The organism is Pseudooceanicola endophyticus (assembly GCF_018760365.1).
GTDB classification, from domain to species: Bacteria; Pseudomonadota; Alphaproteobacteria; order Rhodobacterales; family Rhodobacteraceae; genus Pseudooceanicola; species Pseudooceanicola endophyticus.
Window position 1 is genome coordinate 1 of sequence record NZ_JAHIAB010000025.1, and the last position, 26842, is coordinate 26842.

General features: G+C 62.9%; 28 protein-coding genes and 2 pseudogenes. 12 read left to right on the plus strand and 18 right to left on the minus strand.

Going from position 1 to position 26842, the window contains the following annotated elements; all coding sequences use genetic code 11:
- Positions 1-325: 325 nt before the first annotated feature.
- From KM176_RS24030 to KM176_RS25100, 12 genes are all read right to left on the minus strand, one after another.
- A complete protein-coding gene (locus tag KM176_RS24030) occupies positions 326-1036 on the minus strand; it encodes a hypothetical protein (RefSeq protein ID WP_160897174.1) in 711 nt (236 codons plus the stop codon).
- Positions 1037-1041: 5 nt separating this feature from the next.
- A complete protein-coding gene (locus KM176_RS24035) occupies positions 1042-1749 on the minus strand; it encodes a hypothetical protein (protein ID WP_160897175.1) in 708 nt (235 codons plus the stop codon).
- Positions 1750-2212: 463 nt separating this feature from the next.
- Entirely contained in the window at positions 2213-2953 is a 741-nt protein-coding gene (locus KM176_RS24040; RefSeq protein ID WP_160897176.1) for an HNH endonuclease signature motif containing protein, read from the minus strand.
- Complete coding sequence (locus KM176_RS24045) at positions 2950-4266, minus strand: restriction endonuclease subunit S (RefSeq protein WP_160897177.1); 1317 nt, start codon at positions 4264-4266, stop codon at positions 2950-2952. The genes KM176_RS24040 and KM176_RS24045 overlap by 4 nt, the downstream gene beginning before the upstream one ends.
- Positions 4263-5768 (minus strand): class I SAM-dependent DNA methyltransferase, encoded by a 1506-nt coding sequence (locus KM176_RS24050; RefSeq protein ID WP_160897178.1) that lies wholly within the window; start codon positions 5766-5768, stop codon positions 4263-4265. The genes KM176_RS24045 and KM176_RS24050 overlap by 4 nt, the downstream gene beginning before the upstream one ends.
- Positions 5765-9106 carry a type I restriction-modification system endonuclease gene (hsdR, locus tag KM176_RS24055; protein ID WP_160897179.1) on the minus strand — a complete coding sequence of 1114 codons (3342 nt, stop codon included), beginning with the start codon at positions 9104-9106 and terminating at the stop codon, positions 5765-5767. Before hsdR ends, KM176_RS24050 begins: the two co-directional genes overlap by 4 nt.
- Positions 9107-9378: 272 nt before the next feature.
- Positions 9379-9666 (minus strand): HigA family addiction module antitoxin, encoded by a 288-nt coding sequence (locus KM176_RS24060; RefSeq protein ID WP_043751556.1) that lies wholly within the window; start codon positions 9664-9666, stop codon positions 9379-9381.
- An 11-nt stretch (positions 9667-9677) separates the two neighbouring features.
- A complete protein-coding gene (locus tag KM176_RS24065) occupies positions 9678-9959 on the minus strand; it encodes a type II toxin-antitoxin system RelE/ParE family toxin (protein ID WP_160897180.1) in 282 nt (93 codons plus the stop codon).
- Positions 9960-9990: 31 nt separating this feature from the next.
- On the minus strand, positions 9991-10401 hold the full coding sequence (locus tag KM176_RS24070) for a DUF6634 family protein (protein WP_160897181.1): 411 nt from the start codon (positions 10399-10401) through the stop codon (positions 9991-9993).
- Position 10402: 1 nt separating this feature from the next.
- The gene (locus tag KM176_RS24075; RefSeq protein ID WP_160897182.1) at positions 10403-10879 is read right to left on the minus strand and encodes a hypothetical protein; all 477 of its coding nucleotides are present in this window, start codon (positions 10877-10879) and stop codon (positions 10403-10405) included.
- Positions 10880-10982: 103 nt separating this feature from the next.
- Positions 10983-11207 (minus strand): hypothetical protein, encoded by a 225-nt coding sequence (locus KM176_RS25095; protein ID WP_236045448.1) that lies wholly within the window; start codon positions 11205-11207, stop codon positions 10983-10985.
- Between the two features lie 3 nt (positions 11208-11210).
- Positions 11211-11729, minus strand: coding sequence for a hypothetical protein (locus KM176_RS25100; RefSeq protein ID WP_236045449.1), 519 nt, complete (start codon positions 11727-11729; stop codon positions 11211-11213).
- On the opposite strand from KM176_RS25100, the gene KM176_RS25105 reads away from it, so the two are divergent.
- Entirely contained in the window at positions 11728-12615 is an 888-nt protein-coding gene (locus KM176_RS25105) for a hypothetical protein (RefSeq protein WP_236045450.1), read from the plus strand. The two genes, KM176_RS25100 and KM176_RS25105, sit on opposite strands and share 2 nt — an antisense overlap.
- On the opposite strand, the gene KM176_RS25335 is transcribed toward KM176_RS25105, so the two are convergent.
- The 3 genes from KM176_RS25335 to KM176_RS24095 form a co-directional block, all read right to left on the minus strand.
- Entirely contained in the window at positions 12525-12965 is a 441-nt protein-coding gene (locus KM176_RS25335) for a plasmid mobilization protein (RefSeq protein WP_311136202.1), read from the minus strand. The genes KM176_RS25105 and KM176_RS25335 overlap by 91 nt on opposite strands.
- Positions 12962-14044 carry a helix-turn-helix domain-containing protein gene (locus KM176_RS24090; RefSeq protein WP_160897184.1) on the minus strand — a complete coding sequence of 361 codons (1083 nt, stop codon included), beginning with the start codon at positions 14042-14044 and terminating at the stop codon, positions 12962-12964. The genes KM176_RS25335 and KM176_RS24090 overlap by 4 nt, the downstream gene beginning before the upstream one ends.
- A gap of 625 nt (positions 14045-14669) precedes the next feature.
- Positions 14670-14912: a hypothetical protein gene (locus KM176_RS24095; protein ID WP_202398111.1), complete on the minus strand. Its 243-nt coding sequence runs from the start codon at positions 14910-14912 to the stop codon at positions 14670-14672.
- Between the two features lie 42 nt (positions 14913-14954).
- Here KM176_RS24095 and KM176_RS24100 point away from each other — a divergent pair, with 42 nt between their 5' ends.
- The gene (locus KM176_RS24100; RefSeq protein ID WP_202398112.1) at positions 14955-15269 is read left to right on the plus strand and encodes a hypothetical protein; all 315 of its coding nucleotides are present in this window, start codon (positions 14955-14957) and stop codon (positions 15267-15269) included.
- A gap of 83 nt (positions 15270-15352) precedes the next feature.
- Here the strand turns inward: KM176_RS24100 and KM176_RS24105 are convergent, their stop codons facing one another.
- The gene (locus tag KM176_RS24105) at positions 15353-16390 is read right to left on the minus strand and encodes a zinc-dependent alcohol dehydrogenase family protein (protein ID WP_160897185.1); all 1038 of its coding nucleotides are present in this window, start codon (positions 16388-16390) and stop codon (positions 15353-15355) included.
- Between the two features lie 154 nt (positions 16391-16544).
- Between KM176_RS24105 and KM176_RS24110 the strand changes: the two genes are divergently transcribed.
- From KM176_RS24110 to KM176_RS24155, 10 genes are all read left to right on the plus strand, one after another.
- Positions 16545-17024 carry an Lrp/AsnC family transcriptional regulator gene (locus KM176_RS24110; protein WP_160897186.1) on the plus strand — a complete coding sequence of 160 codons (480 nt, stop codon included), beginning with the start codon at positions 16545-16547 and terminating at the stop codon, positions 17022-17024.
- 504 nt (positions 17025-17528) lie between these two features.
- Positions 17529-18404 carry a transporter substrate-binding domain-containing protein gene (locus tag KM176_RS24115; protein ID WP_160897187.1) on the plus strand — a complete coding sequence of 292 codons (876 nt, stop codon included), beginning with the start codon at positions 17529-17531 and terminating at the stop codon, positions 18402-18404.
- A 106-nt stretch (positions 18405-18510) separates the two neighbouring features.
- Positions 18511-19263: an amino acid ABC transporter ATP-binding protein gene (locus KM176_RS24120; protein WP_160897195.1), complete on the plus strand. Its 753-nt coding sequence runs from the start codon at positions 18511-18513 to the stop codon at positions 19261-19263.
- On the plus strand, positions 19263-19931 hold the full coding sequence (locus KM176_RS24125; RefSeq protein WP_160897188.1) for an amino acid ABC transporter permease: 669 nt from the start codon (positions 19263-19265) through the stop codon (positions 19929-19931). Before KM176_RS24120 ends, KM176_RS24125 begins: the two co-directional genes overlap by 1 nt.
- Before the next feature lie 9 nt (positions 19932-19940).
- Positions 19941-20612, plus strand: a complete 672-nt coding sequence (locus KM176_RS24130; RefSeq protein WP_160897189.1) for an amino acid ABC transporter permease — start codon at positions 19941-19943, stop codon at positions 20610-20612.
- A gap of 22 nt (positions 20613-20634) precedes the next feature.
- Positions 20635-21561 carry an N-carbamoyl-D-amino-acid hydrolase gene (locus KM176_RS24135; protein ID WP_160897190.1) on the plus strand — a complete coding sequence of 309 codons (927 nt, stop codon included), beginning with the start codon at positions 20635-20637 and terminating at the stop codon, positions 21559-21561.
- A 4-nt stretch (positions 21562-21565) separates the two neighbouring features.
- Entirely contained in the window at positions 21566-23023 is a 1458-nt protein-coding gene (hydA, locus tag KM176_RS24140) for a dihydropyrimidinase (RefSeq protein ID WP_160897191.1), read from the plus strand.
- Complete coding sequence (locus KM176_RS24145; RefSeq protein WP_160897192.1) at positions 23020-23697, plus strand: aspartate/glutamate racemase family protein; 678 nt, start codon at positions 23020-23022, stop codon at positions 23695-23697. Before hydA ends, KM176_RS24145 begins: the two co-directional genes overlap by 4 nt.
- Entirely contained in the window at positions 23694-24665 is a 972-nt protein-coding gene (locus KM176_RS24150; RefSeq protein WP_236045451.1) for a LysR family transcriptional regulator, read from the plus strand. The genes KM176_RS24145 and KM176_RS24150 overlap by 4 nt, the downstream gene beginning before the upstream one ends.
- A 94-nt stretch (positions 24666-24759) precedes the next feature.
- The gene (locus KM176_RS24155) at positions 24760-25176 is read left to right on the plus strand and encodes a hypothetical protein (RefSeq protein ID WP_160897193.1); all 417 of its coding nucleotides are present in this window, start codon (positions 24760-24762) and stop codon (positions 25174-25176) included.
- 139 nt (positions 25177-25315) lie between these two features.
- On the opposite strand, the pseudogene istB reads toward KM176_RS24155, so the two are convergent.
- Both istB and KM176_RS24165 read right to left on the minus strand, forming a co-directional pair.
- Positions 25316-26177 (minus strand): annotated as a pseudogene (istB, locus tag KM176_RS24160) (IS21-like element helper ATPase IstB).
- Positions 26167-26842: pseudogene (locus KM176_RS24165) on the minus strand (Mu transposase domain-containing protein); the annotation flags it as partial. The pseudogenes KM176_RS24165 and istB, both read right to left, overlap by 11 nt.

Below are 26842 nucleotides of genomic sequence, written 5' to 3' on the forward strand. Positions count from 1 at the left end.
CCGGCACATGCATGCAGCGACACACCTGTGTCACCAGACTGCGAAGAGAAGCGTGACCCGGATGAGCGACATCGATCCCGCAGAAAGAAGGAAGACGAGCTTGACCCGAACGCCCAATTAGAGAAGCCGCCGTTCGTACTAAACAAGTCCAATGACTGCTCAGCGACCTCATGTCAGGCGCAGCATCAGCTGAGGTAGTGAGCGCGGCAGATATGGACGTACTGTCCTGGAACTCGTGGCGTTGCTCAAAGACACGATTGAGCCACGTCTGGCCGCGCATACCGAAAAGCAGCCAGGAATCTGCGTCATGCGAGTTTGCTCTTGCCTACTGCGGTTGCGGTAAGCCCAAAAGATGGCGAGTTTCGTGAAGCGCCCGGCTGTACAGAATCCCTAGAGCGGCAAAGTCGGCAGCGATATCAGCATTCAGAGCTCTGGGCGTACCAGACACGAACTCTTTGGTGTTTGAAGACGCGAAGATGATATCAGCGGTAAGCCCGAGATTTCGCAGGTTGGTGGCCACGTCCAGGTAGCTCTCGACGACAACGCAGTCCTTCGTTGAATCTTTGCCTAACTTTGCGGGTGTTCGCTTTTGGGACATGCGCACCACGGCTTGATACGTCAAATCTGGGGTTGTCGCATGAGTTAGTGCAGCGCCCAGGATATCTGTCATGACAGCTTCGGCGATGGGGACACGCGTTAGAAAGTGGCCGATCTGGGTTTGGCTGACCTGCCCAAGGGCTTCGGACCATTTGTCGATCCGCGCAATCTCATCCTGCAGCTTCGTCAGAGCCAAGTTTGTGTCCTCGCGGACTGTCTGGAGGTTGTCGTTGAGTTCGTTGCGTACTTGCTCGGCAACCACGCATCCAATCGCTTCGCTTTGAACAACGCCATCTCGAATGGCTCTGCCCGCGAGCATCGCGTTGCCATCGACGTTCTCGCGGCGCGGCGAGCGCAAAAGGTCCAGAAGAATGCAGGTATCTGGAAGAAGGACAGGCACATTTGCCTGTGCAATCGCTTCAAGAGAGTTGTAGGCCAACCTTCTTACCCTCTTAAGTTCGCATCATATGCTCCAAGTAGAGAAATTCCCTGCTCGAATTCTATGGCAAGCTTGTTGGCCGATGTCTCGTCCCAGCCATCGACCTCGACCAGCCATTGCATGAGGATATCGACGGGCAGGTTATCGCCGTTGCGATGCGCTTCGATCACAAACTGCTCCCAGCGTTCGCGGTCATTGGGGTGCGAATTCGTCGTGCTCTTGTTGGCCAGGGCCGAGAACCGGCGCAAGGCATCCGCGGCTTCGGCACTCGTCCAAGTATCTAAACCGCGAATATCGTCGGTTAGCTGAAGCGCAAGTTGCTCCCTGGCGTCTGCCTGTTCAACGACCTCGTCCAAGAAACAGACAAGTAGATCGTTGTACAGCTTAACACCCAGTTCCCCGACTTCGGCGGGCACGATGTTGGTAACTGTGTATGCGTTATCGCGCTGCCAAAGCGTCAATGTGGCTTTTGGAAGCGTGTCGCCCGCATAGTCGAACACCAGGACGTCCTCTTGGCGTATCCCGACAGCGTGATCTTTGAGGTTGGCTTCCTGCCCTTCATTATGAACCCAGTTTTGGGCCTCGACACCGAGGAGAGACAAGCGGACCTCACTAAGCGCGATCTGATCCGAACTAATGGTCAGGTCTCGAAAGACCTGGATACCTGTCTGCGCCATGTGCTGGTCTCTCGCCTGCTTCTTACCTTCGTACATACCCCCGTCTCACACGCGACACGGAATCGTGCAACAGCTATGTGGAGTTTATGCCCAGCACGCTCTGGTCATCTTGGGCGGGATATTTTGGCCCTACTGCCAAGAAAAAGGTCAGAGCCATCAGGATGCGCTGATATACCGACTAGGAACCAACTACGGTCTTGTGCAGTCCGTTCGCAACACAGCGTTCGTAAGCGCCAGCGCAGACAACCAACCGTAAACTTAGCACTCAAGGCAGCCGCTCAAGATACTCGCAGCGAATGACCGTTCTCCGCCCTCTCGGAAAGACCTCTCTCACGCGGCGCGGATCGAGAGAGCGGCAGGAACGACCGCATTGTTGCCCCTCTTTAGACGTTGTTCAAACAACCGAAGGGCTGCAAGTATACTGGGAACCTTCTGCCAGGTGGTGAACGCTAGCGTTTCTTGCTCTCCGGGGAGTGTTGATGCGGGCAGATTGCGTTGGTTACGCGGCCGCCCTTTTCAACAGGTTCCGCAGGTCCGCCGCCGTGGAAAGGATTGTGCCCTCGTACCTCGTATAGTCCGGGTCGCTCACGCTCGGAGCAATTGTCACTTTCCCATCAAGGCCGAGACGAAGCAGACCGCCGTCGAACAGTGCATGCAGGTCCTTGCGAAGGATGATCCCGTTGCTCGGGTCGCTGGAGCCGCTATCAGCGTGACCGTGCAGATGGGCGGCATCCAGGACCTCAGGGATGTCGCAGCCCGATATGGCGCACTTGAGGCCGTCGCGGTCGGCGATGCCTTTCCGAAACTTCCGTTGATCGGGGCGAGCCTCCCGCTGCACCCACTTCCTCTTCCGCTCTTCCTCGGTGGCGGAAGGCACCGCACCTGAGATGCGTTTACCGTCCGGCTTTTCGACATGCAGGCGGAATTCATGCGACCCGAGACGCTCGAAGATCACCACATCATCAACCTCGGCGCCTGCGTCCTCGAAGAGTGTTTTCGTGAAGAGCCCACGATGCCGAATGAAACCTCTCGGGCGTTGGCTGTCGGCATAGGTCGGCAGGTCTGCCTGCACCTCATGATGCCGCCATCGGAGGGTCAGCGCTGCGGGCGCAAGGTCATCCTTGGTCGAGCCGCCCCGGACATCCAGGGGCAACTCATCGATGAAGGGTGTCACCGTGATCCGAAGCACCTTCGGGTTCAAAGCTGACTTGGTCAGAGGGGCGCTTCGGAATTCGGTCATGCCTGAACTTTCTTGCGCCCGCGTTTGGCCTTCGGAGCGCTGGCACGGGATTGCCGGATGCGGGCGAGGAGGGCTTCGGCGGGTTCGTCCTCGGGGTCCTGGGGGACGAGCTCTCCGCGGAAGGCCTTGGCCAGCAAGCGCTCGTCGAGCCGGTCGAGGAGATGGGCGGCGCGGCTGGCCTCCTCGGTCAGGCGGTCGATGCGGGCGAAGGCGGCTTCGATGCGGCGGACGATTTCTGATCTTTCGGATTGCTTAGGCCACGGCAGCGCCAGTGCCTTAATCGATGCAAGGGAGAAATTTGCCCGAGCAACATCGACGCTGCCGTCCGTGATAAGATCCTGCGCCGCTGGTGATTGTAGCCAGAGGTTTAGGAAACGCGAGTCGATACGGTTGGGCGCAAGAAGGCGTATCACCGCAACCGCTTGGTTGCAGTTAGCTCCCTGAATTTCTGCGGTTGCCACCGCAGTCCTGCCTATAGATGCTCCGACAATGTTAAGGAGAACATCGTCCTGCTGAATGACCGAATTCTTCTGCTTGGCATTAAAGCCTTCGTCCAAAAAGGCCTTTTCATCCAGAAGAAGACTACCCCACCCCACATTCTGACTTCGCACGAATAGGATGCCCTCGGGCTGGTAATCGAACCCTTGCCATTTCGGCGAAGCCCCCTTTGTGACCCGCTCAGCAATTTCCGAGACCTGCACGACGACTTCGTGTAGGGCTGGATCGAATGCCGAGGAAAGGATCGCCTGCTTGGCGCGGGTGGCGAGTTTGGTGGTGCGGGCGAGGTGGTCGCGCGCAGCGGCCGAGCGCGCCGAGAGCCGGTCCAGCTTTGCCACGATCCGCCTCTGCTCGGGGAGTGGGGGGATGGGTAGTTCGAGGCCACCGAGAATTGACGCATTCGCTCCCGGTTGCGCCGTCCCTTTTGAGACAACGGTGATTTGTCGCCAGTAATCGGGCGACCACATGAACTTCCAGAGATACTCCGGATCGACGGCGTCCGAACTCCGCACGCGGATGAGATAGGACGCGAACGCTGTAGCAGTGGGAATTTCGGAAAGCAGATAGCTTTTCCCTGTCGTCGCACCCGTTCGGGCGATGACAATATCCCCCGAAGACAACAGCTTGTCCTCAGGCGGAGCGTCCTTGCAGAACGGCACATCCGACCATTCGACGGAATAGTCCTGCACGTCGGTTATGCGTAAAAGCTTGGGGTTTTCTTCTGAATCTGCCGCCGAAGTGGTAAAGCCGTAGGAAATGTCCTTGGCGACTTCCGCAAGCGTGCTCTGACTCCAGCCTTGAGGTAGTTCACTCATTCCGCCGCCACCGATGCCGGTACCTCTTCCTCTTCTCCGCCTTCCAGTTCCAGAACCAGCGCCTCGATCTCGCGCGTGGCTTCGCGCAGGTGGCCCAGGATCGCTGCCGTGATGTCATCGGGGTCGGTTAGGCCGTCCTCAGCCTCTTCCTCGCCATCGCGCAGCCAGGAGATGTCGAGGTTGTCGCCACGGGCGGCGATGTCTTCGCGGGTGAAGCGGCGGAAGCGGCCTTCCTCGCCCTGATCGGTGCGCTCGGCATGGCCCAGGGGATCATCGCCAAAGGCGGCTTCGAAATCCGAAAAGTCCTCGGCCCGCAGGGGGCGCGTCTTGCCGTAGGAGGGCGCGCCTGCGCGCATGTCGTAGACCCAGACGGCCCCGGTTCCGTCCTTCTGTCCGCCATCGGCGTTCCGGGTGAAAAAGATGACGTTGGTCTTGACGCCATGGGCATAGAAGATCCCGGTGGGCAGACGCAGGATCGTGTGCAGGTCGCACCAGTTCATCAGCATCTGGCGCAGGGCGCGGCCCGTGCCGTCCTCGAAAAGCACGTTATCGGGCACGACCACGGCGGCACGGCCACCGGGGGCGAGGCCGCGGATGATGTGCTCGACAAAGGCCAGCTGCTTGTTCGAGGTGTTCGCGGTGGTCGAGAAGTCGCCCCGCTGGGGCCGCCCGCCGCCCTTCTTGGTGCCGAAGGGCGGGTTGGAGAGGATGAGGTCGGCCTTGGGCAGGCTGGCGCCTTCATCGGTCAGGGTGTCCATGGCCTGGGCGTTGCCCTCGATACCGTGAAGCATCAGGTTCATCAGGCAGAGGCGGTGGGTGTCGGGGACCAATTCCGCCAGGGTGTAGCAGTCACGGATCTGACGCTGTGCTTCGCCTTCGGCAAGGCCGAAGAACTGGTTGTTGGCCTGATAGATTTTGCGATGCGCCGCGACGATGAAGCCACCGGTGCCTGCGGCCGGGTCCTGGATGCGTTCGCCCAGCCGGGGCCTGGTCAGGCGCACGAGGCAGTCGATCAGCGGGCGGGGCGTGAAATACTGCCCGGCGCCGGACTTCTTGTCTTCGGCATTCTTCTGCAGCAGGCCTTCGTAAAGGTCGCCCAGGCCTTCCTCCCGCGCATCGAACCAGTCGAGGTCGTTGATGGCGGTGGTCAGGCTTTTCAGGTTGGCGGGCTTGCGCAGGCGTGTCTGGGCGTTCTCGAAGATAGCGAGAACAAGCGGGTCCTTCGGCGGCTTGGGCTTGCCGTCAGCGTCCTTCTCCTCGGGGTCGCCAAGGGAAGTCAGCAGGTGCTTATAGTGGGTGAGCTGCGCGAGGCCTTCACGCGTGGCGACGGTTGCCCAGCGGTATTCTGCAGGCAGGCGGTTTTCTTGGTCGGTCTCTTCCATCATCTTGAGGAAGAGGAGGTAGGTGAGTTCGGTCACATACTCGGAATAGGTCACGCCATCGTCGCGCAGGACGTGGCAGAGGTTCCAGAGCTTGGCGACGGTGTCCTGCGTGGCGCTCATGCGGCGGGCTCCCAAGTTTCGGTACGGATCTCGTCGAGGATGGTATCAAGCTCACCCTTGAAGATCTTGTTCATGCGTTTGTAGCCGCCCTGCTGCGAGAAGGGGGGGCTGTCGAAGGCCTCGCGATCGATGACGACCTTGCTGGTCATCTCCTTGCCGATCTGCGTCAGCCATTTGCGCTGGAGATCGTCCAGTTTGTGGGCGTTTGCAACCCTCTTGATCGCGGCATCCACTCGGTCGGAGTAAGGGATCAGCGGATCGCCAAGGGCCGCCTGGCGGATGAAGCCAATGATGGAAGCGGCGATGTCGTCGTTTGTCTTGTCACGCCAGGCAGTACGCAGGGCGTTTTCCGTGAAGTTCTGCGAGTCGAGGGCCAGGCGCAGCTCGCGCAGGCTTCCGCGGGTCAGGTCACGCGGGCGGGTCACAACAAGGCGCAGGGCATCGATCTGATTGGCGTTGTCACGGACAAAGGCCTGGAAGGCGTCGATGAAGTCGTCGGGCTTGTCGCCTTCGCCGTAACCGCGGCTGACGTCGATGACCTGATCGTCGCCCTTGTAGATCGGGATGATGCGGGGCGGGTTCCTGTCACCCTCGAAGTCGAAGAACTTGCCGAGGCCCGGGCGTGCCTTGGTCCATTGCTGCACATCCGCGGGCTTTTCCTTGCGGAAGCGATCCAGCGTTTCCTCCGGGGTTTCGCCGGTCTGGGCTTCGTATTGCTGGCGGATATCCTCGTTCATCCGTTTGATCTTGCGCGAAAGCTTCACGATGATCTGGTCCAAGATCTCTTCCTGGTGCGCCGCGTCATCGCTAGCCTCGAAGCCGTCGAACAGGTCTTCGAAAGTCACTTTCGGGTTCACGACCACCGGCTTCATCTCGGTCATTGACTGGAGGTTCGGATACAGATCCACCGCGTCGTAGATCTGGAAAGCTTCCTTGCCGATCTCGTCGCAACGACGGGTCGCCCGCCCGATCATCTGGTCGTACAGAATGCGCGAGTTCACCCGGCGGAGGAACACGAGGTTGGTGATGGATGGCACGTCGATCCCGGTGGTCAGCAGATCGACCGTCACCACAATCCGGGGATCAGCCTCGTTCTTGAACTTCAGGATTTGCTTCAGTGGCTTGTCGACCGTCCCGGTGATCTTCTGGATCATCTCGTCGCGGATATCGAGGCCCTCGGCCCGGTAGGCATCTCGGAGACAGTTCACCACCTCGTCGGCATGGTCATTGGTGGTCGCGAAGATGAGGGTTTTTCCCGCGTTCGGCGACATGATGTCGATCCGCCGCGCCAGTTCCTCTGCGATGACCTGATTAAATTTTGGCGCCCGGACCTTACGGTTGAAGTGCTCGACGGAGAAATTCATCTGGTCCGGCAGCTTCGCAGTGTCGATCTGGCCAGTGCGCGGGTCCAGAACATCGATTTCTTCCCCGGCATCGATCGTGATGCCAGCCGCGCTGAGGGCCGTTGTGATCAAGTGAGGCGGCTCATGGTCAATCAGCCAACCGTCGATCACGGCCTCCCGGTACGAATAGCGATAGATCGGTTCACCGAAAATCTCGGCGGTGTGCAGCGCCGGAGTGGCGGTCAGGCCAACCTTGACGGCATCGAAGTACTCGACCACCCGGCGATACTTCGAGACGTAGTCGTTCTGGTCGCGGAAGGACATTTCGGCATCGCTCATCTCCTTGTCGAGCAGGTAGCCGCGATGGCACTCGTCGATGAGGATCAGATCGTACTGATCGACTGGTGGCCGATCAGCGGGATCGCGTTCCAATACCCGTTTGACCAGGCTTTGAACCGTGCAGATGTGGATTTTGGCGTCCCGGTCGATGTCTTGGTCTTCGAGCCCGCGAAGGCCGAAAATCTCGGCGAAGGTTCTGGACCCGACCATGCGCGTGGTCTCAAAGGCACTCTCAGCCTGTTCTCCCAAGGCGCTGCGGTCAACGACAAAGCAGACACGCAGGAAGCGCTTTGCCTCCAGCAAGCGATAGATCATCGCGATCGCGAGCTTCGTCTTGCCGGTACCGGTGGCCATGGCGACCAGCATCTCCCGCTGGCCACTGGCGACACCCTTTTCGACCGCCTTGATTGCCAGTTGCTGATAGGGACGCAGTTCGAAGCCGAAGTTGAACGGCTTGTCGGCGAGTGCGCTCTCAGCTGCCGCGGTATCGACTTCAAGCCGCTCTTCAAGTCCCTTCGGTGTGAACCAGCCCTCCAGAGGCCGTGCAGCATTGGTTTCAATCCGGGTGTCCCTGAACCAGATGCCGCTCTGGGTCTTGATCGCCGGATAGTAACCCCGCCCGTTGGTGGCGAAGATGAACGGTGCTTTGTGAGCGCCCCATGGCCCGCCCGCGAAGTCAAAACTGCTGTCGGCCTGAATGTCCTGCGAATAGCGGGTGGCTTGGGTATCCAAGGCAGCGCTGACGTTCAATCGCTGACGTTTTGCCTCCACCAGGCCCACCAGTGTCCGGCCGATGAAAAGCGCGTAGTCGGCGGGGCCGGAGGCCGTGGGCCACTCCGCGATCGCCATGTTCCGGTTCTTCTCGGGACGGACACCCTTGCTGTACTTGAGCTCCGTGGTATCCACGTCCCAGCCCGCAAGCCGAAGCTGTTCGTCGATGAGGATACGGGTATCTGCTTCATCAAATTCCATATCCTTGGCGGACGCGAATGCGGCCTGAATGAAAGTCTTGGCGCTCTCAGGATCTGCGGGCGGGACCGCGCGTAGCTCTGCTTCCTCCGCAAGCTCCGCGTAGACCTGTCTTTCCTCTTCTGCCAGCCGCGCGCGTTCTTCTGCATTGAGGGCTTCAGTCTTCGCGGCCTCGATGGCCTGGGCGATACGAGCTGACTCGACCGATTTTTCCCGAAGTCTCTGCTTCAGATCCTCAACTTGTGCCTTCAGTTCTTCGGAATCGTCAGTCGCCAACTTTGGTGGAACAAATGCCATCGACAGCTTTGGGTTCCGAGATACGGACGCTCGGAGCCAGACGCCCAGGCGATGGCAGAGTTTGACGGCTTCAAAAGCCAGGCGACGTTCGCCTTCATGCCCGTGAACGGCCGAATTGCCCTCGATTCTCAGGCGGTGCAGCACATCGAGAATTTCGCTCGGAGCAAGGCTATCTCGGCGAATGACCCTAAGCGTGTCTGAAAATGTCGGATCACCCTCTAGGGTTACTCCTGCATTCTCTGCAATAAGGTGCGCCAATCGTTCGGCGAACTGACGGGTTTTGATCAGAGCAGTATTGGCATCATCGACAAAATAGCGCTCGGCGTGTGATGCGAGGACCGCCAAAGGGCGATCAATCTCTAGCAGGTGATCGAAATTCTGACTGGTCATCGGAAAAGTTCTTCGTCCCTTCGGCTACCCCGAGAGTTTATCACTTTTCCTGCGATTGCAAGCTGTTGGGAATTCTGTTTCGCAATCCGCTCAACCTAATGCCCGCTACTAGCATCATTCCCATTTGGCCATCCGAAGAAAGAGGTTGCCGCCGTTGGCGGCAGCCGCCTTTCCGTCCCCTGCCTTGTGGGGGCGATGTCCTCCAAGGCGGCGGGGACCAGGCCCGTCCCGCTCGCATCACGACGGGCCGTAGGGACGGGACTGATGCCCGCTCAGGCCACCAAAGGTTCGATTTCGGAAACGTCAATCTGCTGGATGGCGGCGTGCATGTCGAAATTGGTCTGCATGTTCATCCAGTATTCTGGGGTCGTGTTGAATACACGGGCAAGGCGCAGCGCCGTGTCCGGCGTCATGCTCGTCGCCCCCTTAACCAGCCGTTCGATACGAGTCCGCGGAACGCCGAGGCGACGGGCCAGTCCGATCGCGCCGATATCAAGCGGATCAAGGTACAGCTCTTTCAGGACTTCGCCGGGGTGCATCGGATCGTGAAGCAAACTCATGACGTCTCCTTTCAGTGGTAATCGACGATCTCCACCTCGGCTGGTCCTTTCGGAGTCCAGACGAAGCAGATGCGCCATTGGCCGTTGATCCGCACCGAGTGCTGCCCGGCACGATCTCCCTTCAGTTCCTCGAGGTTGTTGCCAGGAGGGAAGCGTAGGTCTTCCACCGCAACAGCCGCGTCCAGCGCCGTGAGCATTGCCCTCGTGCGCTTCACGAGATCGGCGGGAAACCCTTTACCGTACTTTCCTTGCAAGGCGTTCGTGGCAAGTTTGCCCTTGGCGCTCTGGATCATGATAGGTACGTATCACGACGTGATGCATGTGTCAAGGCGTGATACATTTGCGCTGCGCCCCTTCGCGCCAGATATTTCGATGTGTCTCCAGACGGGCCGCCGTCGCAGCCAGCGCTCGACCGACAGCGCCCTCCGGTCCTGGGATATCTCCGACCGCTTCGCACACAGCACCAAGCCGATACCAGCGGCTGAAAGATCGAAGCCAACCTCTCGAAGTGCCGAAATCGTAATGGAAACCGATCACTGGCGAGGTCGTGACCCACGGATCAGAAATCGTTGGATGGTCGCTCAGGTCGCCTTCAGCGCGGATGGCGTCACCGTCGCGCTTGATAAAGAACCAGTTCTGAAGGAGCGGAGCATCTTCCAGGTCGGAAATTTGCGGCCCAGCTTCTGCGGCTTCGATCGCAAGGAGCAGTGCCTTTGGGGGAACCTGACCAATCATATCAATCTGTATCTCCCTTGCCGTAGAGCCTTTCAATTTCGGCAAAGAAAGCTTCTTCGTCGATCTCGAACTCCATGCGTTCCATGGGGCACAGATCATAGGCCAGCACTTTCATGATCACCATGTTGATCGAGAGAGCGTGCTCGTAGGAGCGTGCCGACGGAAGCTCCACATGAAGGTCGTAAGTTCCGTCGTCTCGTGCTGCGATGCGGATCGATCCCTCTTGGGCCTCGCTATCGAGCACCACCGATCCGTCCCGTTTCAGAGCTTTGCAGCGTGTGACGGTCCGGCAATGTTCGAGAACCGGCGGCAGTGAGTCCAGAAGCAACTCCAGCGCATCGGCTTTTCCGGGTGGATTGAGGTGGTGCGCACGGGTGTTCTCGATGAGGAGAAAAGTGCTGCCAAAAATCTCTCGGATCGCGTTCTGTGTCGTCCGTACCTCTTGAGCACGTTTCGCTGACTTGGTTGACCTGACCATGAAGTGGCCTCCTTGCTGATTTTAGGTGACTAAGGCCCATCTTGAGGCGAGTTGCTCGTGCTGGGAGCGCGCCGCCTTGGTGGGGTGAGGTCTTGATCGACCTTCACCTCCTGAACCGGAACCCGCGCGGCTGTTTTGCCTCCGGCTCCGGATCTGGCTCCGGGGCCTGCAAGGACTGCTCCAAGCCGTTCAAGGACTCGTGCAACTCCTTCTGCAAGCGCGCGAGCGATCTCTCTTGCTCGATCAATCTCGTCATGCAGTCTTCCACGCCTTTGCCGAGCTCTTCGACACAGGACAGCAACTCGCGCTCCAAGTTCGTCAGGGTCATCCTCTACTCCTCTTGATGAAGACAGATGCGTCCAGCCCCGGCACCCAGCGGACAGCGTGTCGGCACGAGGCCGGGCGGCAGGGCGATCAGTTCTCCAAGGCCGCCCACTCCCCGGATCGTCCTGCTGCCTTGAAGCGCCTCGGGCGGTTGCGCCAGGCGTGGGATCGGCGTGGACTGATTGTTGGCGATCATCAACGTCACCGCCAGGAATGACCCGCTGAGCGTCAGCGCGGCCATCACTCCGCCTACCAGCGCCACCCGCGCCAACGTGTGCCGGGTCAGCAGCCTGTTGAGCCGCAGGCTGCGCGCTTGGAGCGCTTCGATCTTCTCCTCGAATGCGTGCAGGGTCTCGGTCGTCTCGCGGTTCAGGCTGTGCAGCCGCTTGCGGGTCTGGTTCTCGAACTCGGCCGTATCGCTCATGATTGTAGAGAAGGCGCTTCTGGCGCTCTGCGTCCACGCGCCGCTCAAGTTCTTCAACTGGGTTTCCAGCGAGTCGAGCTGAGAGGCCAGCAGGCTGTCCATGTTCGCTTGGATGCGAGGGTTGAGTTTGCTCTGCGGTCCAGTTTTCATCGAAGATCGCTCCTTTCAGACGCCAGCGCTCGCCGCTGTCTGGGTCCAGTACGGTGAGGTAGGCTTTACCCTTGCGGGGAAGTTCGAAACCGATCTCGGTCAGCGCTTCGGTCATCGACGCCCGGTCGCGGATCGCGCCGATCGCGATCTGACCCTCGATCCAGGCGTTCAGCTGCTCGCGCGTGGCGGCACGGGTTGGTTCTTCGGGCAGGGTCTGCGTCTGCCGGGCGCGCGCCGGATCGAGCGGATCGGCCCAGCCGTGCCGCCGGTTCTCCAGATCCACGAAGGCGCTGAAGGCGGTCTCGTGGCCGGGCGGCGCGATGTTCAGGCTCTTGCGGGTCGACAGCTCCATACGGGGCATCAGGAAATGCAGCTCCACGCGCCCGGCGTGGGTATGCCTCACCCAGAGCATGTCGAACTGGTCCGCCTCCAGCCCGGCGCAGGCAAAGTCCTCGAAGCGCTGGATGACCGCACGCTGCTGCTCTTCGGTCGGCGCGTCCTCGGCGGCGAAGCTGATGACACCGCTCTTGTAGCGCCACTGGTGCGGTACCGCATCGATGAGCGCCTGAATCCGCGCAGGCGTACCTTCGACGACCTCGGGCAGCGTGGCACGCCGATCCCAGACCTGCTGCCCGCGCTCGTCCCGGATCGCGTTGCGGTGCTCGTCGTAGGCCTTCACGGTCTCGGCGACCAGGTAGGCAACGGCGGGGGCGGCCGGTCCTTGGCCATGGGGAAAGAACTTTACCATCATGAGCGTCCGTCCTCCCGCAGGCCGTCCAACTGTCGCTCGATGGCGACCAAGGTTGCAGCAATGGCCAACGTATCTAGTCGGTCGTAGACCCCCAGCTTGCGCGCCGCGTTGAGCGCACGGGCGATCTGGTTGAGGTTGGCCCCGATGCGCGACAGGGCGACCAGCAGGTCCGGGTCGGCATCCGGGACCACCTTCCGATGACCGCTGCGCACCAAGGGCAACCGCTCGCGAAGTAGCTCGGCCAGCGGACGCCGGGCGCGGCGGGCTTCCGCCTCAAGGCGCGCCTTCTCCGAAGCGGAGCACCGAAACGCGATGGTCTCGGTCAACGGCTCGGCGTATTTGGGCGTCCTGCTCTTGGCGGGGTTCGAAGGGGCGGCAGGCCCCTCGCATGGTCCCGTGTGCAACACGGGTGACCTTGCTGTCTTCCGATCAGTCACGGACGCACCTCGCCTGTATAGCGTCTTAGCTCAGCCACGAGTGCTGCAATGGCCGCGTCGCCGCGCGTTGTCTTCCGCGTCAATCCGATGAAGGCTGCCGCCGGATTACGCACCGCGAAGCGGTCGTGCCTCCCGCCGTTTCTGTCCGCAATGACCAGGCAGAGCAGCACGCGCAGCTCTCCCAGCCGGTCGCGCGCCGCATCCCATTCCAGCCCGGATATCCCTAGCATCTGCGCCCGTTCTCGTGCCGCCAGCGCCAGTGTTCTCATGCTGGGTCGGGCCCCTTCGTCCGCCGCTTCGGCGTAGACCTGAATGACCTCGGCCATCTCGTCGCTGGTCAACAGACAGACCTGCGCCGGGCTAATCGAAACCGTGGGCTCGGGCCTACAGGTTTCGATTTTCTTATCTCTCTTGGTATCAGGTCGGACCAAACTGTCCGACGGCGCGGTCTGAACTGTCTGACCGGAGGCGGGCGAAAACTCGGCGAGGATGACCTCCAGCGCGTCGATCAGCGCGGACATGCGACCGGCGTCCCGGACCTCGGAGGGCCGTAGACGCGGAAAGGCCTGACGCGCTGCACTGAGCGCCTCCGGCGCATCGAGGCCGCGAATTCGCCGGATCAGATCGTTCAGCCGGTTCCGGTCCTCCTTCAGCTCTTCCGCCGCGCGCGCTGTCCGACGGATGCGCGCCAGAAGCTCCGGTGCGCGCTCGATGAGTGGCGCGAAGTTGATGCCGCCCGCCGAGACGATACGGCCGTCCTCGCTGCGCCGTCCGAAACGCCGACCATTTGCCGCGCCGGTCCGGAGAACCAGTCCGCGCTCCTCCAGCCGGGTCTCTATTCGCGTGATCCTGCGAATGTGGAAGTTCATGCGATCGGCCAGGCCCGCGACGCGCTCCCAGACGGCGCAGATGCGGCCGGGCAAGAAGTCCTCCGCGCGGGTCAGCCGGAAGACGCAGCGCAGGTAAGCCAGGTCCTCGTCGCGCAGGCCCAGTTCGGTGCGCAGCTTGGCGAGCACATCAAGGAGTTCAAACGGCTTCACGCCTGCGGGGAGGCCGGAATGGGTCAGCGCGATGCTCATGACGCGCTCCCAATGCTTGCGGCAGAGGAAGCGGCGCGGTATGGTGCAGGACGATCTACTTTTGTTTTGCCGTCGGTGGGAGTTGCAGCTTCCCCGGCGGTTTTTCTTTGCCTGAAAGGCATTTCAGGGCGTTTCGCAGAGTCACGGTTCGTTCTACGTATGTCCTGCGAAATTTCTCGGCCAACCATTTGATTGGGCTTATTATTCGTCCAATTTAGGTTCTGGCGCCTTTGGCGTGGGGGTTCGAGTCCCTTCACCCGCACCACTTTGAAAACAAAAATCTTTATCAAGATGAAAGACGCGGCGCCTGCCAGCGTCCGCCCCGCGTTCGCAAGTGTGCCGCAGGTTCGGTTTTGCAGCCTGTCTGCGTTCTTTTCGCCGGGACCGATCGCAAAGCCAGACATGGCCCGCATAGCCATGGCGTCGCTGGGCCCTATGGCCGACAAACGGTGCGGATTGATGTGCAACCCGGCGCGCCCTCGGACGTGCGCAAAGTTTCCGCGCTTGCATCAGGCTCACGGGCGGGTGGCGCGGGCGGGTTTGATCAGGTCCGCCGGCCCCTTGCTCCCCTTGGCCCCGTGCGGTCCTTCCCCGTTGTGGCCTCTCCAGCTGTTCGGCGGCATTTTCAGGACTCATGAGCCAGTGGTTCCAGGCCTTCCGCCCCGAAGCGCCCGTTGAACACCTTGAGGAAGGCGTTGTCCCTGGATGACGTCCTGCAACATCTCCGCGTCCGGATCTCCTTGTCCAGCGCGAGACCGCGGTTGAGCACTCCATCAAGGAGATGGCCCGTAGGAACCGCCAGGAAGAGGGCGAAGCTCGGGCTGACAAGATCGCCCATCTCGCCCGCCGCGATGCCCGGAAGGGACACACCCCTTTCCTGAGGCGGAGACTGAAGATCGTCGGCACCGAGATGGCGCTGAATGTCCTGGCCTCCAACATCAAGCGGGTGGTCGCGTTGATCGACATCCGGGGACTGATGCGGGCCATCCCCGCCCCTGCCGCGCCGGGCTTTGGCATCGCCCCGGCGCTGTACGGCGGGGTGATGGTCGTGGACCTCTCCTTCGGTACGGAGTGCGCCGTCCTGTGCATCACCTCTTCGATCACCGCCTTCACGACCGCACGCATCCATCCGCCATATCCTGACGCTGCGGGCCTGCCGGATAGTGATCCCCCATGTGCCCTGCCGCTCGCCCCGGCTGATCGCTTCGCGGGCGGATCGGGCTGAGGGGGGCCGGCCCCTTCCGAAGCCCCAAGCCTTGCGGCCCCCCTCCGGGCCCGCCGGGGCCCGCAAGGCGCAGGGCTGCCGCCTCAGAAGCGGGTGATCACCGTGGCGCCGACGGACTGGAAGCGGTCCATCGCCATCAGCGCCTCGGGCGCCTGCTCCAGGCTGATCCGCTCGCCGACAAGCCGCGACGGGTCCAGCTTGCCGCTGGCCACCATGTCGAGCATCGCCCCGTAACGATGCGCCTGCATCCCGTGCGATCCGAGCAACTCGATCTCCTGGCCGACAATCTTGGGCATGGGCACGGCCGGCGCCGCGTGATCCCCCAGCATCAGCCCGACCTGGATATGCTTGCCGCGCGGACGCAGCCCGAGGATCGAGTTGGTCATCGTCACCGGATGCCCGAGCGCATCGAGGGACACATGCGCCCCGCCCCGGGTGATGTCACGGATCGCGCCGACGACATCCGCCTCCGCTCCGTTGACCGCCGCCACGGCGCCCAGCTGCCGGGCCAGGGCCAGCTTGGCCTCGTCCAGGTCAACGGCGATCACGTTGGCGCCCACCGCCGCCGCAATCATCACGGCCGACAGGCCGACACCGCCGCAGCCATGCACCGCCACCCATTGCCCGGCGCTGACCCGACCCTGGTCCACCACCGCCCGGAAGGCCGTGGCAAAGCGGCAGCCGAGGCTAGCGGCGGTTGCGAAATCCATGGTTTCCGGCAGCGCGACCAGGTTCAGGTCGGCCTGGTGCAGGCCGACATATTCCGCGAAGGACCCCCAGTGCGTGAAGCCCGGCTGTTCCTGATTCAGGCAGACCTGCTGCTGCCCGGCATGACATTCAGAGCAGCTGCCGCAGCCGCAGATGAAAGGCACGGTCACCCTGTCGCCGACCTTCCAGCGGGTGACATCCTTACCGATGGCGGCGACCACGCCCGCCAGTTCGTGGCCGGGCACATGCGGCAGGTCGATATCGCCGTCATGCCCCATCCAGGCATGCCAGTCGCTGCGGCAGACGCCGGTCGCCTCGACCTTGAGGACGACGCCATGCGGTGCGGGCGTCGGATCATCAAGCGTGACGACCTTCGGCGCTTGTTGGAACTTCTCGAACAGGACGGCTTTCATGGCAGGTTCTTTCGGCTGTGCAGGTCAATGGGCAGGTCTCTGGAGGGCTCTTATAGACGCCATGCCGGAAATACCTTTGCCAATCTTTCCCCATTCGTGGAAAAGAAGGGCAGAAATCCCCAAAGGATCCCCCATTGCGGGGACACTCTGCCCCATGCCCGATATCGACGGCGTCAATGCCCGGATCCTTGCCCTGCTTCAGGAAGACGGGCGCATGAGCAATGCGAGGCTCTCCGAACATCTCGGGATGAGCGAGACGCCCTGCTGGCGCCGCCTCAAGCGCCTTGAGGAAAGCGGCATCATCGAGGGCTATCAGGCCAATCTGAACCGCCGCAAGCTGGGCCTCGGGGTCATGGCGTTTGTGCAGCTGCGCTGTTCGGAACACGATCAGGCCGCCACCGCCGAGTTCCAGCGCATCGTCGAGACGACGCCGAACATCCTGTCCTGCCACAACACGACCGGCGCCGACGACTTCCTGCTGATCGTGGTGGCGCGGGACCTGGACGATTACAGCGCCTTCGTCGACGGCACGCTGCGGCGCCTGCCCGGGGTGACCAGCATCAGGTCGAACCTGTCGCTGAAGGAAATGAAGGCCTCGAACAGGCTGCCGGTCGCGCCGCTGAAAGGTCCCTGAGGGCCAGCGCCTGGCATCCACCGCGAGGGGCGGCAGCCGTGGCGCAACGGTGCCCATGCTTCACCAGGCGCGCCCGGCCCGTTGTGCCGGCGCAAGGGTCTTCCGGACGACCCCGAGGGGTCCCTTCGCCCCGAAACCCGCCTAGGATTCTTGAAATCGGTGCCGCGACCGGGGCTGCGGGCCGCCCCCCCCGGCGCCCCGGGATGCGCAAACTGCCCAAAAATTCCCCGTGGCGGCGGAAGGGCGGTTTGAACGCGGCCCCGAAGCCTGCCGATCCGCCCCCGCCCGTGCCCCCGCGGCAAAAGGTGAAAATTAATCCTTCTTATCAATGGACTGACATCCCCCTCCTGAGGAAGAGCGACCTATCGGAAAAAGGATAGTATAATCTGAGTCTATATATGTAGTCGTCAGATAATCCGAATTTATCTGGCATCCGATCTTCAGTTACTCCGATTTAAGCGTCACAGCGCACGCATCGATGCGTGATCCAACAGGAGACCGACCTTGACCTTCAAACTCGCTTCTCTCGGCCTTGCCGCCGCCCTTCTGACCTCCGCCGTCGCCCATGCCGAAACGCCCGGAGAGATCGCCCCGATCAAGGAAGGCGGCTACAGCGTTGCCCTTGACGGCACCTTCGCCCCCCACGCCTTCCCCAGCCTCGACGGCACCATCCAGGGCTTCAACGTCGACCTGGCCGCCGCGATCGGCAAAAAGCTGGGTGTTCCGGTCAAGGTCACCGCGGCGCAGTTCTCGGGCCTGATCCCCGCACTGCAGGCCGGCACCTACGACTTCCTCGTCGCCCCGACCACAGTGACCGAGGAGCGCGCCCAGAACCTGCTGTTCACCGAAGGCTTCATGGACACCAACTTCCGCTTCGTGGTGCCCAAGGGCTCGGATGAAGCCAAGTACACCAGCCTCGAGGATTTCAAGGGCAAGACCATCGCCGTCAACAAGGGCTCGGTCTACGAACGCTTCCTTGAGGGCAAGGCCGACGAAATGGGCTGGAAGGTCGTGTCCTTCGGCACCAACACCGACGCCATCCAGGCCGTGACCTCGGGCCGTGCGGACGCCAACATGGCCGGGGCCACCGTCTCCGCATGGGCGGTCAAGAAGAACCCGCAGATCGAGCTGTCCTACGAATACCCGACCGGCCTGGTCTGGGGCCTGCCCTTCCGCAAGGATGACGCGGCAACCCGCAACCTGGTCGACAGCGTCCTGGAATGCCTGAAGACCGACGGCACCATGGCGGCCCTGTCCGAGAAATGGTTCAGCGTGACCCCGGCGAAAGGCTCTACGCTGATCACCCCGACGCCGGGCTACGGCACGCCGGGCTTTGACGGCTACGACCCGACCGAACACGAAATCACCTGCAAGTTCTGACCCATTCCGGAACGCAAAGGGTCGGCGGGCCCGCCTCTTTCCCGGCCCGCCGCCCCCCCTACCAATCGCAGCAGAAAAGGCGACAGCGATGACCAAACCGCGCACCATGCTTGAGATCGCCGGGCTTGAAAAAAGCTTCGGAGAGGTCCAGGTGCTCAAAAGCATCGACCTGAAGGTGCAGGAAGGCGAACTGGTCTTCGTGATCGGGCCCTCGGGCTCGGGCAAGTCGACGATGCTGCGCTGCTGCAACCGCCTTGAGGAACCGACCTCGGGCTCGATCTTCATCGACGGCCAGCGGATCACCGACATCCCGCACCGCGACCTCGACCGGATGCGTCTGAAGGTCGGCATGGTGTTCCAGGGGTTCAACCTCTACCCGCAGATGAGCGTGCTGAAGAACGTCATGCTGGCCCAGGTCAAGGCGCTGAAGCGCTCCAAGGCCGAGGCCGAGGCCCGCGCGCTGGAGATGCTCGATCAGGTCGGGCTGAAGCACAAGGCGGGCGCCATGCCGGCCGAACTCTCCGGGGGCCAGCAGCAGCGGGTCGCCATCGCGCGCGCGCTGGCGCTCGATCCGCAGGTCATGCTGTTTGACGAACCCACCTCGGCGCTGGACCCGGAACTGGTCGGCTCGGTTCTGAAGGTGATGAAGGGGCTGCGCGAGAAGGGCATGACCATGCTGGTCGTCAGCCACGAGATGCAGTTCGCCCGCGAGGCCGCCGACCGCGTGGTGTTCATGGATCAGGGCTATGTCGCCGAACAGGGCACCCCCGAAGAGATCTTCGGCGCCCCGAAATCCGAACGCCTGAAGACCTTCCTCAGCCGCGTGTCCCACGGCGATGTTGAGGCGGAGGCCGACTGATGCGGTTCCTCGAGACCTTCTTCAACGGTCAGGTGATCCTCAACTACCTGCCCGACCTGGTGCATGCCATGGGCGTCACCCTGGGGCTGGCGGCGGCGACCATCGTCACCGGCATCCTGTGCGGCGCGGCGCTGGCCTGCCTGCGGGTGGCCGGGCTGAAGGTGGTGAACTTCTTCATCATCGTCTTCGCCGACATCATGCGCGCGCTGCCGCCGCTGGTGCTGATCATGATCCTGTTCTTCGGCATGTCGTCGCTGGGGCTGAACCTGTCCGGCTGGACGGTGATCTACATCGTGCTGTCGCTGGTGCTGGCCGCCTTTTCCGAGGAAATCTTCTGGGGCGGGCTGACCTCCATTCCCGCGGGCCAGTGGGAAGCGGGCCGCGCCACCGGGCTGTCCCGGGCACAGACCCTGTTCCACATCACCTTCCCGCAGGCCGCCCGCCGGGGCATCCCCCCGCTGGTCAACCGCGTGCTGGCGACGACCAAGCTGACGGCGCTCGGCTCGGTCATCGGGGTCAAGGAAATCCTGTCGGTCTCCTCCTCGGCACAGAGTTTCTCGGGCTCGGCCACCCCGCTGACCATGGCGGCCATCGCCTATCTCATCATCTTCATCCCCGCCGTGATCCTGTCCCACTGGATCGAGCGGCGCTACCACTTCGCGACCTGAGGGGGCGGCATGGACACCTTCATCCAGACCTTCTTCAACATCGACATCATGATGCAGGCCTTCCCGCTGCTCATGAAGGGCGCGGTCATGACGCTCAAGCTTTGCGCGGTCGTCATCCTCTGCGGCCTGACCGGCGGGCTGATGCTGGCGCTGGCGGCCCTGTCGCCAAGGCGCTTCCTGCGCTGGAGCGCGATCGGCTTCATCGACCTGTTCCGCGCCCTGCCCCCGCTGGTGCTGCTGGTCTTCGTCTATTCCGGCCTGCCCTTCGCGGGCATCCGCCTGGCGCCCTTCTGGGCCGTGGTCATCGCCTTCTTCCTGAACAACTCGGCCTATTTCGCCGAAGTGTTCCGCGCCGGCATCAACGCCGTGCCGAAGGGCCAGACCGAAGCCGCGCGTGCCACCGGCCTCTCGGGCCCTCAGACGCTGATCCATGTCGTGCTGCCGCAGGCGATCCGCAACGTCCTGCCGGACCTGCTGTCGAACACCGTCGAGGTGGTCAAGCTGACCTCCCTGGCCTCCGTCGTGTCGCTCTCCGAGCTGCTCTACAACGCCAACATGGCCCGCTCGGTCACCTACAACTCCTCCCCGCTGGTGCTGGCCGCCGGCATGTACCTTGTCCTCCTCTGGCCGCTTGTCCGCGTCGTCTCGCGCTACCAGCGCGGCCTTTCGTCCAGCCATTGAACCAATAGAAGAGAGCGTAAAGATGACACGCATGATCCTGGCCGCAGCACAGATGGGCGGCATCCAGAAGGACGAGAGCCGCGAAGCCGTCGTGGCACGCATGCTGGCGCTGATGGAGCAGGCGCACCAGAAGGGCGCGGGCTTCATCGCCTACCCCGAGATGTGCCTGACCACCTTCTTCCCGCGCTTCTACGTCGAGGACCGGGCCGAGTTCGACCACTGGTTCGAGTCCGAAATGCCGAGCCACGCCACCGCGCCGCTGTTCGAGAAGGCGAAGGAATACGGCATGGGCATGACCTTCGGCTATTGCGAGCTGACGCCGGAAGGCGACCATTACAACACCGCGATCCTGGTCAGCCCCGAGGGCGAGATCGTGCTGAAGTACCGCAAGACCCACCTGCCCGGCCATGCCGAGTTCGAACCCGAACGCACCCACCAGCACCTGGAAAAGCGCTACTTCCTGCCCGGCGACACCGGCTTCAACGTGGTGCGCAACCAGGGCGCCATCATGGGCATGGCGATCTGCAATGACCGCCGCTGGCCGGAAAGCTGGCGCGAGCTGGGCCTGCAGGGCGTGGAGCTGGTCTGCATCGGCTACAACACCCCCTCGCAGAACAACCTGTCGAAGGACGAGGGGCTTGAGAAGCGGATCTACCACCACGACCTGTCGGTCTGCGCCGGGGCCTACCAGAATTCGACCTATGCCATGGCCGTGGCCAAGTGCGGCCTGGAAGACGGCAACCACATGATCGGCGGCACGATCATCGTCGATCCCGACGGCTTCGTCATCGCCCGCGCCGAGACCGAGGAAGACGAGCTGATCACCGCCGAGGCCGATTTCGCCAAATGCGCCTTCGGCAAGTCCACCGTCTTCAACTTTGCAGCCCACCGCCGGATCGAACATTATGGCCGCATCGCCACCCAGACGGGCGTCAAGCTGCCGGAGTAACCCCATGACTTTCGATTGCGTAATCCACGGCGGCCAGATCGCCACCACCGAAGGCGTCAGCACCGGCGACATCGGCATCAGGGACGGCAAGATCGCCGCCATGGCCGAGAAGATCTCGGGCGGCACGCGCCGCATCGACGCCGGCGGCCGCATCGTCATGCCCGGCGGGATCGAGACCCACGCCCATATCGCCCAGGAAAGCTCTTCCGGGGTGATGACGGCGGATGACTACCTGTCGGGCTCGATCTCGGCGGCCTTCGGCGGAAACTCCTCCTTCATTCCCTTCGCCGCCCAGCAGCGCGGCGAGAATGTCGACGAGGTGCTGGCCACCTATGATGCGCGCGGCGCGCGTTCGGTCATCGACTATTCCTATCACCTGATCATCTCGGACCCCCGGCCCGAGGTGCTGGCCGATCAGCTGCCGCGCGCCTTCGGGCGCGGCATCACCAGCTTCAAGGTCTTCATGACCTATGACCTGATGAACATCGGCGATGGCGGGATGCTGGACATCCTGACGGTGGCGCGCAAGCACGGCGCCATCACCATGGTCCATGCCGAAAACAACGACATGGTCAAATGGATGAACCGCCAGCTGGCCGAGCGCGGCCTGACCGCGCCGAAATACCACGCCATCTCGCGCCCCGAACTGGCCGAGCAGGAGGCGATCAACCGTGCCGTCCAACTGGCCAAGCTCGCCGATGCGACGCTTTTCGTCGTCCATGTCTCGACCGAGGGCGGCGCCGAGATCATCCGCCGCGAACAGTTCAACGGAGCGAAGCTTTTTGCCGAGACCTGCCCCCAATACCTGTCGCTGACCCGCGACGACCTGGACCGGCCCGGGATGGAGGGCGCGAAATACATTTGCTCTCCGCCGCTGCGCGATGCCCAGACGCAGGAAGCGCTCTGGCATCACATCCGCATGGGCACCTTCGTCGGCGTGCATTCCGACCACGCGCCCTACCGCGCGGATGCGACCGGCAAGTTCCTGAACGGCTTCGACATCCCCTACCCCAAGATCGCCAACGGCATGCCCGGCATCGCACTGCGGCTGCCCTGGCTGTTCTCCGAAGGCGTGATGGCCGGGCGGATCACGCTGGAACAGTTCGTCGGCCTCAGCAGCACCAACACTGCCAAGGTCTTCGGCTGCACCACCAAGGGCCGCCTCGCGCCCGGCATGGATGCCGATATCGCCATCTGGGACCCCGAGGCGCGCTACACCGTCACGCTGGCGGACCAGCATGACAACATGGATTACACGCCGCTGGAGGGCCGCGAACTGACCGGCCGCCCCGAGGTCGTGATGACCCGTGGCGAGGTGATCGTCGAAAAGGGCCAACTGAAGGCCTCCGAAGGCCAGGGCCGCTTCTTCGGCCGCGCCCCCGTCGATCTGCGCGCCCGCCCCGGTACTCCGGTCAAGGAATTCGACCCGGCCCAGAACTTTGGCACGGACCTGCGCGGATGACCGATATCCTGCTGATCAACCCCAACTCCTCGGGCACCGTGACGCGCGGCATGGATCGTACGGCGCGGGCCATGTTGCCGGCGGGGCTGAGCCTTCAGACGCTGGACCTGCCCGACAGCCCCGCAACCATCGCCAGCGATGAAGACGTGGCGCGCGCCGGGCTGGGGGTGCTGGAACTGGCCCGCCGGACCCCGGCGCGGGTGGTGATCACCGGCTGCTTTTCCGACCCCGGGCTTGACCTGCTGCGCGCCATGGAGGGCGGCCCCGTCGCCATCGGCTGCCAGGAGGCGGCGCTGCTCTCGGCCATGGCGCGCGCCGACCGGTTCGGCGTCATCGCCCTTGGGCCGAAGTCGATCCCCCGTCACCTGCGCAAGATGCGGATGATGGGGATCGAGGGACGGCTTGCGGGCGAGCTGCACCTTTCGGGCTGCTCTGCCGAGGCCCCGATGCGCGATCCCGAGGCCTATGCCCTGATCCGCACCCGGGCCGAGGAACTGGGCGCCATGGGTGCGGGCGCCATCGTGCTGGGCTGTGCCGGCATGGCGCCGATCCGCGCCCGGCTGGAGGCCGAGACCGGGCTGGCAATCGTCGATCCCGTTTCAGCCGCCATGGCCCAGGCCATTGCCGCCGTGCAGGGCGACCCCGGTTTCGATTTCGACACGGAAGCGGAATGACCAAGGGCCCCGACAATCTGCCCGAAACCTCCATGCGCCTGCTGGAGATCTTTGCCGCCATGATGGGCCAGCGCACGACGGTGGCCACGGCGGAAAGCCTCGGGATCTCGCAGCCCGCCGTTTCGGCGGGGCTGCGCCAGCTTGAGGCGCAGCTTGGCCTGACCCTGTTCGAACGCACCGGGCGCCACCTGGAACCGACGCTGGAGGCCCGCAACCTCTACGAGGAAATCCGGCCGCTGTTCGGGATCGTGCGCAGTTTCGCCATGCGCGCGCGCGATCTGCGCAACGGGCGGGTCGGACGCCTGCGGGTGATCGCCACCCCGCCGCCGGGCTATTCGGTGATCCCCCAGGCGATGCGCGGCTTCCTCGACAGCCGCCCCGATGTCACCGTCAGCTTCGACGTGCGTCGTCTCGACAACGTGCTCCATGCGGTCCAGACCGGTCAGGCGGACGTCGGCATCGGCCTGGCCTCGGGGCGCTTTCCCAACGTGAACTCGGAAGAGCTGCGGGTGGGGCAGATGGTGGCGCTGCTGCCGCAGGACCACCCCCTGGCCCGCCAGGACAGAATCGAGGTCGCCGCCCTGACCGGAGAGCGTTTCATCGGCATCGACCAGGAAAGCTATCTTGGGCGCATGGTCGCCCGGGCCTTCGAAGAATCCCATGTGACCTATCACCCGCAGCTGGAAACCCGCTACTGCCAGACCGCCGCGTCGCTCGCGGCCAGCGGCATGGGCGTGTGCATCGTCGATCCCTGGTCGGCCCAGCCCTATCTGAACGGCGCTGGCGGGCTGGTGGCAAGGCCGCTGGCACAGGACTGCCCGGTGCACTGCATGATGTTCACCCGGCGCGGCATCCCCCATTCGGGGCTGCTGAAGGTCTTCATGGAAGAAATGCGCCGCGCCGTCGCCGCGCTTGAGATCCCGGGCCTCGAGACCGAGCAGAGCGACCCTCCCCTCCAGGACATCTGAGCCCAGGGGCGCCGTTGCCGACCGCCCATCCCCGACAGGCCCGGCGCAATGCCTTTTCCCGGGTCAGAACCCCGGCACCGCGACCTGGCCGCTGATGAGCCGTCATCCCGCCCGTTCCCCCTGCACGGCTTCCCCGGCGGCCCTGGATCAGATCGCCTGCGATGACCTGAATTGCCTGTGGCTTTGCTGGCGAACGTCGGTGGATCACCGGGCCGGAGCCTTTGCCAACGAGGGCACCTGCATCGCGACGCAGGTCATCAAAGACCAGAGCCACATCACGGTTTCCGGCAATGCGGATACCAAGGCCGGTCAAGTGATCCGCCTCGGGCCGAGTTTCAACACGGCGCTGGAATCTGAGCGGTCACATCGGATATCGGAAAACGCCTGCTGCACCGTTCGGTATCCCGCAGTGAAAATTTCCGCATTCCCCGACACCCGTGCACGATGTCGGTTTGGACCGGAAAGGCCCCGACCTGCGGCGAAGATCACAAAACGTATTATGCTCGGCTAGGCTCAGGACTCATAACCAGAACAGCACAGTAGCGGCGCGAGCGACGGCTGATAGGAAGACCTACGGGTGTTGATTTCCACCCAGAACTGACCCGGGGTTTCCATCGAGAAGTGACCCACCTTGGATTATGCTGAGCGGGTCATGATTGGGTCAAGACATGGCTTCCCTCCCTCTTTTTCCGGGTGGCTGCGGCCGCGCTGTCCTTGAAGCGGAAGCTGTCGTTTCCGGTCTCGAGGATGTGGCAGCGATGGGTCAGCCGATCGAGGAGCGCGGTGGTCATCTTGGCGTCACCGAACACTGTGGCCCACTCGCTGAAGCCGAGGTTCGTGGTGATGATCACGCTGGTGCGCTCGTAGAGCTTGCTCAGCAGATGGAAGAGCAAGGCGCCTCCTGAAGCGCTGAACGGCAGGTATCCAAGCTCGTCCAGGATCACCAGGTCGAGGCGGGTGAGGGTTTCCGCGATGTATCCGGCTTTTCCCTTGGCCTTCTCCTGCTCGAGAGCGTTGACGAGTTCGATGGTCGAGAAGACGCGCACCTTCCGGCGATGATGCTCGATGGCATGGATGCCGAGCGCGGTTGCGATGTGGGTCTTCCCAGTGCCGGGGCCGCCCCTCTCGGGACATTGCTGCGCAATGCCCTGCCGGGCAGTGGATGAGAACGACGTTCTGCGCTCCTTCCATGAACTCGCCGCGATGCAACTGGCGCACCGTTGCCTCGTTCATCTCGCTGGACGAGAAGTCGAAGTTGGGCAGATCCTTGTAGGCCGGGAAGCGTGCCACCTTCATGTGGTAGGCGATGGAGCGCACCTCGCGCTCCGCGACCTCAGCCTTCAGGAGCTGCGTCAGGATCGGCGTCGCGCCGGAGGCACGCTTGCAGCGTGACGGCTTCGAATGCCGGCGCACCCTGCTCGATCAGGTCGGTCACGGCTTGGGCCATCCCGTGCATCTTGAGGCTGCGCGAGCCATGATCACGATGGCACCGCTGGCTGGGTCATGACGCATGGCGGCCACCAGCATCGCGAGGCCGCAGCTCGTCATAGCGCTCCACATTGGCCCGGGGCTCTCGCTTGAGGGCCAAGGCGCCCGGCGGGTCGATGGAGGGAGCGTCGGTCGACTTCCCGTCGATCAGGCGGTGCAGAAGGTTTAGGACGTGGGTCTTGGTCGCTACGCCCTCGGAGAGCGCCAGCTCGACCGCGGTCAGCACCACTTGCTCGTCGTGATGCAAGACCAGGGCCAGGATGTCGACCATCTCCCGGTCTCCGCCAGGCCGTCGCAGCAATTGGCTCTGCAATTGCCGGAAGGCGGGCGGCAGGTCCACGAAGGGGGCGCCATTGCGCAGGGCTCCTGGCTTTCGCTGGAGCGAGCCTTGTCCGCCATTGGTCCGAGGACAATGGCGAGCGCCAGGTAATGGCGCCAGTCGTAGATCGTTCTGCCGGGCAGATGGTGAGATCGCTGGATCAGCCGCTCGTGCTCGCACAGGATTTGCCCTTCCGCAGCGACCACGAGGCGATCGGGGTAAATCCGGAGGCTGACTGGTCTATTGGCGAAGGAGGCGGGGACGCTGTAGCGATTGCGCTCGAAGCTGATCAAGCCCCCTCTCGGCGATGCATGCATCGCCTGCCGGGCAGCGGGTCGGTGACACGCGCTTGCTCTGCTCGACAAAGCCG